Annotated in this window: 11 protein-coding genes; 8 read left to right on the top strand and 3 right to left on the bottom strand. The window is 64.0% G+C overall.

Annotated features, from left to right (window positions below; genetic code table 11):
• The first annotated feature begins 17 nt into the window (after positions 1-17).
• Together NKH42_RS03410 and NKH42_RS03405 are read left to right on the top strand one after the other, a co-directional pair.
• A complete protein-coding gene (locus NKH42_RS03410) occupies positions 18-233 on the top strand; it encodes a DUF6356 family protein (protein WP_023717932.1) in 216 nt (71 codons plus the stop codon).
• A 168-nt stretch (positions 234-401) separates the two neighbouring features.
• On the top strand, positions 402-1,775 hold the full coding sequence (locus NKH42_RS03405) for an amidase (protein ID WP_352973948.1): 1,374 nt from the start codon (positions 402-404) through the stop codon (positions 1,773-1,775).
• Here the strand turns inward: NKH42_RS03405 and NKH42_RS03400 are convergent.
• Positions 1,769-2,845: an NAD(P)/FAD-dependent oxidoreductase gene (locus NKH42_RS03400; protein ID WP_352506939.1), complete on the bottom strand. Its 1,077-nt coding sequence runs from the start codon at positions 2,843-2,845 to the stop codon at positions 1,769-1,771. The genes NKH42_RS03405 and NKH42_RS03400 overlap by 7 nt on opposite strands.
• 116 nt (positions 2,846-2,961) lie before the next feature.
• Here NKH42_RS03400 and NKH42_RS03395 point away from each other — a divergent pair, with 116 nt between their 5' ends.
• The 3 genes from NKH42_RS03395 to NKH42_RS03385 all read left to right on the top strand — a co-directional run bounded on the left by NKH42_RS03395 (position 2,962) and on the right by NKH42_RS03385 (position 6,153).
• Positions 2,962-3,552, top strand: a complete 591-nt coding sequence (locus tag NKH42_RS03395) for a TetR/AcrR family transcriptional regulator (RefSeq protein WP_352506940.1) — start codon at positions 2,962-2,964, stop codon at positions 3,550-3,552.
• A gap of 4 nt (positions 3,553-3,556) precedes the next feature.
• A complete protein-coding gene (locus NKH42_RS03390; RefSeq protein ID WP_352506941.1) occupies positions 3,557-4,474 on the top strand; it encodes a haloalkane dehalogenase in 918 nt (305 codons plus the stop codon).
• An 86-nt stretch (positions 4,475-4,560) separates the two neighbouring features.
• Entirely contained in the window at positions 4,561-6,153 is a 1,593-nt protein-coding gene (locus tag NKH42_RS03385) for a peptide chain release factor 3 (RefSeq protein WP_352506942.1), read from the top strand.
• A 170-nt stretch (positions 6,154-6,323) separates the two neighbouring features.
• Here the strand turns inward: NKH42_RS03385 and NKH42_RS03380 are convergent, their stop codons facing one another.
• Positions 6,324-6,797 (bottom strand): VOC family protein, encoded by a 474-nt coding sequence (locus NKH42_RS03380; RefSeq protein WP_352506944.1) that lies wholly within the window; start codon positions 6,795-6,797, stop codon positions 6,324-6,326.
• A 288-nt stretch (positions 6,798-7,085) separates the two neighbouring features.
• Between NKH42_RS03380 and ilvD the strand changes: the two genes are divergently transcribed.
• The 3 genes from ilvD (at position 7,086) to NKH42_RS03365 (ending at position 11,374) form a co-directional block, all read left to right on the top strand.
• Positions 7,086-8,930 (top strand): dihydroxy-acid dehydratase, encoded by a 1,845-nt coding sequence (ilvD, locus tag NKH42_RS03375; protein WP_352506945.1) that lies wholly within the window; start codon positions 7,086-7,088, stop codon positions 8,928-8,930.
• A gap of 27 nt (positions 8,931-8,957) precedes the next feature.
• Positions 8,958-10,232 (top strand): amidohydrolase family protein, encoded by a 1,275-nt coding sequence (locus NKH42_RS03370; RefSeq protein ID WP_352506947.1) that lies wholly within the window; start codon positions 8,958-8,960, stop codon positions 10,230-10,232.
• A gap of 218 nt (positions 10,233-10,450) precedes the next feature.
• Positions 10,451-11,374 carry a DMT family transporter gene (locus NKH42_RS03365; RefSeq protein WP_352506948.1) on the top strand — a complete coding sequence of 308 codons (924 nt, stop codon included), beginning with the start codon at positions 10,451-10,453 and terminating at the stop codon, positions 11,372-11,374.
• On the opposite strand, the gene NKH42_RS03360 is transcribed toward NKH42_RS03365, so the two are convergent.
• The gene (locus NKH42_RS03360) at positions 11,371-12,273 is read right to left on the bottom strand and encodes a phosphotransferase (RefSeq protein WP_352506949.1); all 903 of its coding nucleotides are present in this window, start codon (positions 12,271-12,273) and stop codon (positions 11,371-11,373) included. The two genes, NKH42_RS03365 and NKH42_RS03360, sit on opposite strands and share 4 nt — an antisense overlap.
• Positions 12,274-12,362 lie beyond the last annotated feature (89 nt).

Here is a 12,362-nt window from a genome sequence, read left to right as displayed (position 1 = left end):
CGGCAGGAGGGATCGACATGACAGCACGGCTCGCAAGACTTTTCACCTCTCACCCGGCCGCGGTCGGCGAGAGCTATTTCGGCCATATGGCTTTCGCCGCATGGTTCTCGTCGCGATTGTTCATGGCGGCCTTTGCCGCGCTCATTCATGCTTTCTTGCCGTTTCTGTTCGAGACCACGGCAAGCGGCATCATCCGTGAGCTCTACGAACGGACGCATAACAGGGGACGGTAAGCCGTAGAGGTGCCGATCGCGGGAGGCCGCGGTACAGCGCCCCCTCAACAAATCCCGGCAGCGCAATCCGATCAAGCGCCGCCGTCGTCAAAATGCCGAGCCAGGCTTGAAGCCGCGCCGCAATCCACCATTTTGAGGAGCGCGACGCGATAGCCCGGAGCGGTCATGATGGATATCGTCTTTTCCTCGACCACCAAACTGGCCGCGGCCATCCGCGACCGTACGGTTTCCGCAATAGAAGTGCTGGACGAGCATCTGGCGCAGATCGACAGGCACAATGAGGCGGCCAATGCCGTCGTCACGCTCGACAGGGAGGAGGCTCGCGCTCGAGCGAAGAAAGCCGACGAAGCGCAGGCGCGCGGCGAGGCACTTGGGCCGCTGCATGGCCTGCCGTTCACACTGAAGGACACGCACGAAACCGCTGGCATGAGAACCACCGTCGGCTTCCCGGCCTTCGCCGACTATGCCCCGAGGGCAGACAGTTCGGTCGTTGCCCGGCTAAAGGCGGCAGGCGGCATACTGGTGGGCAAGACGAACGTGGCGACAATGCTCGGTGACTGGCAGTCGAGCAATCCGCCATTCGGCCGCACCGGCAATCCCTGGGATCTCCAGCGCACCGCCGGCGGCTCCAGTGGCGGTGCGGCGGCGGCGCTCAGCACCGGAATGACGCCGTTCGAGGTCGGCACCGACATGCAGGATTCGATCCGGCTGCCGGCCGCCTTTTGTGGCGTCTACGGCCTCAAGCCGACCGAGCACCGCGTCTCGCTCGCCGGCGCCTTCCCCGATCCAGGCGGGGCGCCGCGCAGCGTGCGGCTGATGTCCTGCCTCGGACCGCTGGCGCGCAGCGTCGAGGACCTGGCGCTCATCTACGGCCTCATTGCCGGGCCGGATGGAAGCGATACCGACCTTGCGCCGGTCCCGGTCGAAACCATGCCTGAGCTGGACCTCAAAAATTTGCGCATTGCCGTCGCGCCGTCCTTTCCGGGCTTTCCAGTGGCCGGCGAGATCAGCGCGGCGGTCGAAAGTCTGGCAAAAGAGCTTCAGGCTGCGGGCGCCATCGTCGAGGAAGCCGAATTGCCGGAGCTCGACCTGCACGACGAGCTGAAGCAGGGCGGCGTCCTGATCGGCATGATGCTGGAGGCGGCGCAGCCCGAACCACCGGAGAAGCCGACGCCGGTCTCGCGCTGGTTCGAGGCGCTCGCCCGCCGCGACCGCTCCATCCTGGCATGGGAACGGTTCTTCGACGGTTGCGACGCCTTGCTGTGCCCGGTGGCCATGGTCACCGCCTTCCCGCATTGCGAGCCGGGAACGCCGATCGAGGTCGACGGCGAGAAGCAAAGCTACTGGATGCTGCCGGCCTATGGCGCGGTGTTCAACTACAGCGGCCATCCGGCACTGTCGCTGCCCTGCGGACAGGATCGCGACGGCCTGCCCATCGGACTACAGCTTGTTGGCAAACGCTGGTCGGAGTCGCGCCTGCTCGGGATCGCCAGGGCCATCGAGCCGCTGGCCGGCGGCTTTCGCCGCCCACCCGGTTATTGAGTAAACCGCGCCAGTCCGTAGGGATCAAGCAGCGGATCGCGCTCGCCGTCGAGGATTTCGCGGGCGGCGAACAGGCCGACGGCCGGCGCCAGCGTGATGCCGGAATGCATAACGGCGACGTAGACGCCGCCCGTGCCTTCGGCGCGGCCTATGATGGGAAAGCCATCGACCGGCGTCGGCCGGTAGCCAATGGTGTGGAAATCGAGTTCCAGCCCATCCGCGCCGCGCAGCATCGCCTTCATCGCTGCAAACAGGTCGCGGGCGGTGGCCGCGGCATCCATGCCGGGATCGGCGCCGCCGAAATCCGAGCCGGCGATGACGCGGCCTCCCGCTGTCTGGCGCATATGCAGGCGGTCGCCGATCACCAGCCCGTTGAGCAGCTTTTCGTAGGGGCGCGAATGCACGATCAGGCCGGGCGGCGTTTCGATCGGGAGTTCTATCCCGGCTGTTGCCGCTAGTGCCGGAGAGCCGGCTCCGGCCGCGATCACCACCTCGTCGGCAGTAATCGGCCCGCCGGATGTATCGACGCCGGCAATCCTGCCGTTGGCCTGCACAAGCGCGGTCGCGGTAACTCCCGTCAGCAGCCGCGCGTCGCGCCGTTCGGCGTCGGCCAGCAGTGCTTGCGTGGCGGCGACCGGCTCGGCGACACCTTCCTTGGCGACATAAAGGGCGAAGTCGGGAAGTTCGGCCAGATTGGGCTCGATGCGGGCCGCTCCGGCACGGTCGACACGCTCGATGCCGTAGCCCCATAGGGAATGTTCGGCGGCATAGGCTTCCAGTTCGGCCGCGGGCAGGTCCCAGCACAGGCCACCGCACCATTGCAACGGGATGCCCGGCACCTCGTTCGCCAATCGCGTCCATTCGGCCATCGATCGAGTCCGTAGCCGGAAGTAAGGCTGCGGATTACCCCAACTGGCATTGATCCAGGCAAAGGAATTCGGCGTCGCGACGCCGCCGGCACCGCTGCCGGCAATGACCGTCACCTTTGCTCCGGCCCTGGTCAGGTGCCAGGCGATGGAGGCGCCGATGATGCCGGCGCCGATGACGATGACTTGTTTCGCCGCTGCCATGCTTCACTCCTCGTTCCAACGCCACCACTGCGATGCCATTGCCCGTGGGTTCTGCCAAGAGCGCGCGGTATAAAACATGCTTCTTGACTTTAATACGTACGTACGTATTATACGGCATGGCTAGACATTCACTTCGCGAAAAACTTCTCGACGCCGGTTTCAAGACCATCTGGAGTTCCGGCTATTCGGCCGCCGGCGTACGCGACATCGTCGCCGCGGCCGATGCCCGCCCGGGGTCCTTCACCAATCATTTTGCATCCAAGGAGGCGTTCACCGGCGAGGTGCTGGACCGCTATTTCGCCTATGTGAGCGGTTTGGTGGAGCAGGCCCTTGCCCGGGACGGCACGCCCCCGGTCGGGCGCTTGCGCCGCTATCTCGAAATCATCACGTCGAAGCTGGAGGCGCATGATTGGGCACGGGGCTGCATGATCGGCAATCTCAGCCTCGAGACGGCGGCTCACAGTGAGGCGCTGAGGCTGCAACTCGTCGCCATTTTCGAACGCTGGCGCAAGCCGTTCGCCGAATGCATCACCGAAGGCCAGGCGGCCGGCGATATCACCGACGCATTCGATGCCGAGGACCTCGCCGATTTCCTTTTGAGTTCCTGGCAAGGTGCGATGCTGCGCATGAAGGTGGAGCGCAGTCCCGAACCGGTCGAGCGTTTCAAGAATATCGTCTTCAAAACAGTCTTCGCAAAAAGGAGCTGATCCGATGAACCCGAAACTCGAAAAGCGCAGAATGTTGCCGCGCTCGCAAGTCGCGGTACTCGATTCCACCATTTCCTATATCGAGGCAGGCACGGCTGGCCCGACAGTACTCTTCCTGCACGGCAACCCGACGTCGTCCTACATCTGGCGCGACATCATCCCGCATGTAGCGCCGTTCGGCCGCTGCATAGCGCCCGACCTGATCGGCTATGGCCAATCCGGCAAGCCGGACATCGACTATCGCTTCTTCGACCACGTCCGGTATCTCGACGCTTTCATCGAGACGCTTGGCATCACCGACATGGTGGTCGTCGCGCAGGACTGGGGTACCGCCCTTGCCTTCCATCTCGCCGCCCGGCGGCCGCAGCGGATCCTCGGCCTCGCCTTCATTGAATTCATCCGGCCCTTCGAGAGCTGGGACGATTTCCACCAGCGTCCGCAGGCGCGCGAATTGTTCAAGGCAATGCGCACGCCTGGCATCGGTGAGAAGCTTGTTCTGGAAGACAATGTTTTCGTCGAAAAGGTGCTGCCGGCCTCGGTTCTGCGCACGATGAGCGATGCTGAAATGGCAGCTTATCGGGCGCCGTTCCCGACACCGCGATCGCGCGAGCCGATCCTGAGGCTGCCGCGCGACCTGCCGATCGAAGGCCAGCCCGCCGACGTCGCCGCCATCAGTGAGAACGACCATCGGGCGCTCCGGGCTTCCTCCTACCCGAAGCTGCTTTTCTCAGGCGATCCGGGCGCCCTCGTCTCGCCGCAGGCGGCACGGGAATTCGCGGTGGGCCTGAAGAACTGCCGGTTGATCGATCTCGGACCCGGCGCGCATTATCTGCAGGAGGACCATGCCGACAGGATCGGTACCGCCATTGCCGAGTGGATTCCCGAGATAGCCTTCGAGAGCCATGCCGCCGAACCGGCGTGAAGCCGGGAGCGTGGCCACTCCGCCGGAGAGGTCGACAGCTCTGCACTCCGCTGCTAGAAGCCCGGCCTCACACGGAAATCCTGAAAATGTCCGAAACGATTACAGATGCGGTATCGCGCCGCCGCACTTTCGCGATCATTGCTCACCCCGACGCCGGCAAGACAACGCTCACCGAAAAGCTGCTTTTGTTTGGCGGCGCGATCCAGCTTGCTGGCGAGGTCAAGGCCAAGAAGGACCGCATCCAGACCCGGTCCGACTGGATGAAGATCGAACGCGAGCGCGGCATTTCGGTGGTCACCTCGGTGATGACCTTCGAATATGAGGACACCGTCTTCAACCTGCTCGACACGCCCGGCCACGAGGATTTCGCCGACGATACTTATCGCACGCTGTCGGCGGTCGACAGCGCGGTCATGGTCATCGACGCCGCCAAGGGTATCGAGCCGCGCACGCTGAAACTGTTCGAGGTCTGCCGGTTGCGGGACATCCCGATCATCACCTTCGTCAACAAGATGGACCGAGAAAGCCGCGACCCGTTCGACATCCTCGACGAGATCGAGCAGAAGCTGGCGCTTGATACCGCACCGATCACCTGGCCGATCGGCCGCGGCAAGACCTTTTCCGGGACCTACCATCTGGCACTGAATGCTGTGCGCAAGGGCGACGCCGAAAAGGAGCGCACGCCGGTCAACGGTCCCGATTCCAACCGCGTCGCCGGCCTGCTGCCGGAGAACGAGCGCGAGGCTTTCATCGAGGAGCTGGAGCTGGCGCGCGAGGCCTGCCGCCCGCTCGATCTGGAAGCCTTTCGCGAAGGCCATCTGACACCGGTCTATTTCGGCTCGGCGCTGCGCAATTACGGCGTGCGCGACCTGATCGAGGCGCTCGGCGCCTATGGGCCGCCGCCGCGCGCGCAGGAGGCCGACACGCGCAAGGTCGAGGCAACCGAGGACAAGATGACCTCCTTCGTCTTCAAGATCCAGGCCAATATGGACCCCAACCACCGCGACCGTATTGCTTTCGTCCGTGTCTGCTCCGGCAAGCTCGAGCGCGGCATGAAGGCCAAGCTGGTGCGCACGGGAAAGCCGATGAGCCTGTCGGCGCCGCAATTCTTCTTCGCCCGCACCCGCGTCACGGCCGACGAGGCGTTCGCCGGCGATGTCGTCGGCATCCCCAACCACGGCACGCTGCGCATCGGTGACACGCTGACCGAGGGCGAGGAGATCCTGTTTCGCGGCGTGCCGAATTTCGCGCCGGAAATCCTGCGCCGCGTCCGCCTCGGCGACGCGATGAAGGCCAAGAAGCTCAAGGAGGCGCTGCACCAGATGGCCGAAGAAGGCGTCGTGCAATTGTTCTCGCCGGAGGACGGCTCGCCGGCCATCGTCGGCGTCGTCGGCGCCCTGCAGCTCGATGTCCTGAAAGAGCGGCTGAACTTCGAATACACACTGCCGGTCGATTTCGAGATGTCGCGCTTTTCGGTCTGCCGCTGGATCTCGGCCGACGACAAGGCCGAGCTCCAGCGCTTCATCGAGGCGCATCGCGGCGACATTGCCCGCGATCTCGACAACGATCCGGTGTTCCTCGCCCAGCACGCCTTCTCGCTCAACTACGAGGCTGAACGCTGGAAGGCGATCCGCTTTGCCGCGGTGAAGGATTATCAAGTCCGCGACAAAGCGGCTTGATGCGGCCCCTTCCCTTCTCCCCTTGGGGGAGAAGGTGTCGCCGAAGGCGACGGATGAGGGGTGTTCCAGGAAACACCAACGTCTCATTCCGTCCAACATCCCTCAACCGTCTCGGCGCTTCGCGCCGATCCACCTTCTCCCACAGGGGGGGAAGGCAAGACCGCGTTCGTTCACCCCCTGGCTGCCTCTTCGATCTTGGCGATGTCGATCTTGCTCATCTGCATCATCGCCTGCATCACGCGGCCGGCCTTTTCCCTGTCGGGGTCCAGCAGCAGCTTGGGCAACTGCTCGGGAACGACCTGCCAGGAGAGGCCGAACTTGTCCTTCAGCCAGCTGCACTGGCTGGGCTCGCCACCGCCCGCGATGAGCCTGTCCCAAAAATAGTCGACCTCGTCCTGCGTCTTGCAGTCGATGGAGAGCGAGACTGCCTGGGTGAACTTGAATTGCGGCCCGCCGTTGAGCGCCTGGAACTGAACGCCGTCGAGCTCGAATGAGACCATCAGCACCTTGCCCTCATTATCGCCGCTGCCCTTGGGCCAGCGCATCACGCTCAGCACCTTCGAATTCTTGAAGATGGAGATGTAATGGTTCATGGCCTCCTCGGCCTGGTCGTCGAACCACAGGCAGGGGGTGATCTTTTGCATTCTCTTGCTCCTCGGACTGGTTTTGGCTTTGTTTTCACTCACAAAACGGCCGGCTGGCGATTGATGCCCGGCCCGCCGTCTGCCCAAGGACGCTCGAGCAAAACCCGATCCGACAGCACCTCTGACTTTTTTACGGTCTGGACCGGCTGCGTCTTTGGCTGGCGCTCGTTCCGCGCCCTGGCGCAGCGCAAAATTGTGGCCAGACCAGAGCTTGGCGTCTATAAGGCCTGCGGCTCAATTCCGGTTTTCCGCGCCTGTGCGGCGCGAACAGACAGCAAGGACAGTTCAATGCCCGCCTACCGTTCCCGCACCACCACCCATGGCCGCAACATGGCCGGCGCCCGCGGCCTGTGGCGCGCCACCGGGATGAAGGATTCGGATTTCGGCAAGCCGATCATCGCCGTGGTCAACTCCTTCACCCAGTTCGTGCCCGGCCATGTCCATCTGAAGGACCTAGGCCAGCTGGTTGCCCGCGAGATCGAAAAGGCCGGCGGCGTCGCCAAGGAATTCAACACCATAGCCGTCGACGACGGCATCGCCATGGGCCATGACGGCATGCTGTATTCGCTGCCGTCGCGAGAATTGATCGCCGACTCGGTCGAATACATGGTCAACGCGCATTGCGCCGACGCCATGGTCTGCATCTCGAATTGCGACAAGATCACGCCGGGCATGCTGATGGCGTCGCTGCGCCTCAACATCCCGACCGTCTTCGTCTCCGGCGGACCGATGGAGGCCGGCAAGGTGGTGCTCGCCGGCAAGAGCCAGGCGCTTGACCTGGTCGACGCCATGGTCGCGGCCGCTGACGACAAGGTATCCGACGAGGACGTCAAGATCATCGAGCGATCGGCCTGTCCGACCTGCGGCTCGTGCTCGGGCATGTTCACCGCCAATTCGATGAACTGCCTGACCGAGGCGCTCGGCCTGTCGCTGCCCGGCAACGGCTCGACGCTGGCGACGCATGCCGACCGCAAGCGGCTGTTCGTCGAGGCCGGCCATCTGATCGTCGATCTCGCCCAACGCTATTACGAGCAGGACGACGACACCGCGCTACCGCGCGGCATCGCGTCGAAGGGCGCTTTCGAGAACGCCATGACGCTCGATATCGCCATGGGCGGCTCGACCAACACCGTGCTGCACATCCTCGCCGCGGCACATGAGGGCGAGGTCGACTTCACAATGGAGGACATCGACCGGCTGTCGCGGCGGGTGCCGGTGCTGTGCAAGGTGGCGCCGGCCAAGGCCGACGTCCACATGGAGGACGTCCACCGCGCCGGCGGCATCATGGCGATCCTCGGCCAGTTGGATAGCGCCGGGCTGATCAACCGCGACTTGCCGACGGTGCACACCGCAAGCCTCGGCGAAGCGCTCGATCATTGGGATATCTCCCGCACGTCAAGCCAGAATGTCCGCGACTTCTTTCTGGCGGCACCTGGCGGCGTGCCGACGCAGGTCGCCTTCAGCCAGGACCGCCGCTGGGACGAGCTCGATCTCGACCGCGAGACGGGCGTCATCCGCTCGGCCGAACATCCTTTCTCAAGGGATGGCGGCCTTGCCGTGCTGAAAGGCAATCTCGCGCTCGACGGTTGCATCGTGAAGACGGCCGGGGTCGATGAATCGATCCTGAAATTCACCGGTCCGGCAAGAGTGTTCGAAAGCCAGGACGCCAGCGTCAAGGCGATCCTGTCGAACGAGATCAACGCCGGCGATGTCGTCGTTATCCGTTATGAAGGCCCGCGCGGCGGCCCCGGCATGCAGGAAATGCTCTATCCGACCAGCTATCTCAAATCGAAGGGCCTCGGCAAAGCCTGCGCACTGATCACCGACGGTCGTTTTTCCGGCGGCACCTCCGGCCTGTCGATCGGCCACGTCTCGCCGGAAGCGGCTGAAGGCGGTCTGATCGGGCTGGTCAGGGAAGGCGACACGATCGAGATCGACATCCCCAACCGCACCATCAGGCTTGCCGTCGACGACGCCGAACTCACCGGCCGTCGTGCGGCGATGGAGGCCAGGGGACCAACTGCCTGGAAGCCCGAGGAAAAGCGCAAGCGCAAGGTGACGACGGCCTTGCGCGCCTATGCGGCGATGGCGACAAGTGCCGCCAAGGGGGCGGTGCGGTACGTGCCGGAATAGGCATACTCTTCAAAGGGGTAACGATAGATGGATTTCGACCTTGTGGTGCGCGGCGGCACGCTGCCCGACGGCAGGATCGCCGATATCGGCATCGTCGGCGAAACGATCGCAGCGATAGAGCCCGAGCTGAACGTCAGCGCCGGCACGGCGATCGATGCCCGTGGCAATCTGGTCTCGCCGCCCTTCGTCGATCCGCATTTCCATATGGATGCCACGCTTTCGCTCGGCATTCCCCGCATCAATGTCTCGGGCACGCTGCTCGAAGGCATCTCGCTTTGGGGCGAGCTGAAGCCGCTTCTGACCCACGAGGCGGTGCGCGACCGTGCGCTTGCCTATTGCGACTGGGCGGTGTCGATGGGCCTGCTCGCGATCCGAACCCATGTCGATGTTTGCGACGACCGCCTGCTGGCGGTCGAAGCGCTGCTCGACGTGAAGAAGACCGTTGCGCCGTATATCGACCTGCAATTGGTCGCCTTCCCGCAGGACGGCTTCTATCGCTCGCCGACGGCGCGCAGCAACACCATCCGGGCGCTCGACATAGGCGTCGATGTCGTCGGCGGCATTCCGCATTTCGAGCGCACCATGGCCGACGGCACGCGCTCCGTCACCGAGCTCTGCGAGATCGCGGCCGAGCGCGGCCTGATGGTCGACCTGCATTGCGACGAGACCGACGATCCGCTGTCGCGCCACATCGAGCAGCTTGCCTATGAGACGCAGCGGCTTGGATTGCAGGGCAGAGTGGCCGGCTCGCACCTAACATCGATGCATTCGATGGATAATTACTACGTCTCGAAACTGTTGCCGCTGATTGCCGAGGCCGGCGTTTCGGCGATCCCCAATCCGCTGATCAACATCATGCTGCAGGGCCGCCACGACACCTTTCCCAAGCGCCGCGGGCTGACGCGGGTCAAGGAGATGCTGGCGCACGGCATCCGCGTCGGCTGGGGCCAGGATTGCGTGCTCGACCCCTGGTATTCGCTGGGCACCGCAGACATGCTCGACGTCGCCTTCATGGGCCTGCATGTCGCCCAGATGTCGAGCCCGGCAGAGATGGCGCGCTGCTTCGACATGGTCACCAACGTCAATGCCGCCATCATGGGCCTCGACCACCTTGGCCTGGCGGTCGGCAAGCGCGCCAGCCTGGTCGTTCTCGATGCCGGCAACCCGGTCGAGGCGCTGCGGCTGCGCCCAGAGCGTCTCTGCGTCATTGCCAGGGGCAAGGTGGTGGCCGAGCGCAGCCGGCAGGACACGCGGCTTTCGATCGCCGGAAGGCCGGGCACGGTGAACCGGCGCCACGCTTAAAGCGCGTCGCGCTCGACCGGCCTCATGCGACGCGCTTAAGTTCCTGTTTTGATGCATGTCGTTGTCGCAAAACCGCTGCACACTTTTGCGCGACATGCATTAGTCCAGCCGATTTCCGGCGCTGGTCTTACCGAATTCTCGATTTTCGCCTCGTCACGGCCGCAGCTTGCGACTACGACGCGGGTCACCGTACCCCACGGCGAGGAACCGGTAACGGAATGGCGCAGCCCGCAGCCCATAATTCGACGATCAGGAACGTGCTGCTGGCCGGCATCCTGCTGATGCTCGCCGGCGATTTCCTGTTTGCGCTGAACGATGCGATGGGCAAGTGGCTGGTTGCCAGTTTTTCCGTCGGCCAGGTCGTGCTGATCCGCTCGATCGGCGCGTTTTTCATACTTGGGCCGATGATTGCCCATCAGGGTGCGGCCAAGCTGTTTCTCATGGAGCGGCCGGAGCTGCAGCTGCTGCGCGTGGTGATGACGACGCTTGACACGGCGCTGTTCTACGCGGCGGTCGTCTATCTGCCGCTCGCCGATGTGATGAGCTTCTACATGGCCGGGCCGATCTACGTCGCGGCGCTGTCGCACTTTTTGCTCGGCGAAAGGGTCGGCTGGCGCCGCTGGGCGGCTATCCTGCTCGGTTTCTGCGGTGTGCTGATCATGCTGAAGCCGTCGTCGGCCGCGTTCTCGCTGTCCTCGATGTTCGCGCTCGCCGGCAGCATTTCCTTTGCCTTCGCCATCATCCTCAATCGGCGGCTCCGCGGCACCAGCGACACTTCGCTGGTCACCTGGCAAACCATCGGCACGCTGCTGGTCGGCGCTGCGCTGACCCTCGGCAGCTGGAGGACGCCGTCCTCGCTCGACTTCGGCGCCATGCTGCTTCTCGGCATCGTCTCCTGCGGTGCGCATCTGATGATCACCAGGGCGTTGAAGCTGGCGCCGGCCTCGACCTTGGCGCCGCTGCATTACAGCCTGCTGTTGTGGGCAGTGGTCTTCGGCCTCGCCTTCTTCGGCGATGTGCCTGGGCCGCGCATCCTGATCGGCTCGGCCATCGTCGTGCTGGCCGGCCTGTTCATTTTCCATCGCCAGAAGGTGGTCGAAACCGTGGTGCCGCCCGAGAACGTGCCGAAGGGTGTGAATTAACCCCGGCGCACCGCTGCGAGATGCCGCGAAAATTCCGGCATCTCCATCAGTGCCTTGCAGCGCGCAAACCGGCCGTCTGCATAGGCGCGAAAGTCGTCGGCCGGATTTTTGTTGGCAAGCTGGATCAGTCCCCACAGCGTCCACAAAAGGTCGCACATCGCCTTGTAGATGACGATGCGGGCGCGCTCCGCCGGTCTCGGCTCGCCGCCGAAATAGGCCAGCATCATTTCCTCGTCCTGCGCGGCGTCGAATTGCCCTTCGACGCTGAGGTCGCCGAGATCCCAGAGCGGATCGTTCATGCCGGAATATTCCCAGTCGACGATCCACATCCTGTCGCCCGTATCGAGAAAGTTTTCGCAGAGCGGGTCGCAGTGGCAGGCGACGATCGGCAGAGGTTGAGCTGCAAGTGCTGAGCGCACTGCCTCCGCCTCGCGGACCACATCGTGGTAGCCGGCAGGCAGGGCGACGTCCTTGGTTGACAGCACTTTCAGATAATCGTCGATCATCGCGAACAGCTCGAAGCGGAAGGGGAACACCGCGCCGGATGTGTGCAGCTTGCGAAAGGCCTTGCCGGCGCGTGCCGGGCTGCCCGGTCGGGTCTTGAATTTTTCCGGCGACATCGTCTCGGCGCCGGCGATGAAGCGGGTCACCAGCACGCCGGTCTCGGCATCGACATGCAGCACTTCCGGGCTGACGCCGGCCTTCGCCGCTTCCCGGGCCGCCACTGCCTCGTTGGCGCGGTTGATGTATTCCTCGGTATCCTTGCCGGGGATACGCAGGCAGAAATCCTTACCTCTGAAGACGAGGTTGGTCAGGCCGCCGAGCCGTTCCAGCGGGCCGTCATAGCCGGCCAGCATCGGAATTGCCGCAAGCGCGGCGCGTGCCTGGTCATCCGCCATGGCTTTCGCTCCTTTTCCCATCTTTATTGTCGCGACGACGGTTCCACAGTTTTCACCGTTTGGCTATCATCGCGTAGCGGATCAATACC

It is taken from the genome of Mesorhizobium sp. M1142 (genome assembly GCF_040318565.1).
Lineage (GTDB): Bacteria > Pseudomonadota > Alphaproteobacteria > Rhizobiales > Rhizobiaceae > Mesorhizobium.
Note: the sequence above shows the minus strand (reverse complement) of the source record. Positions and strands in the feature narration are given on the sequence as shown.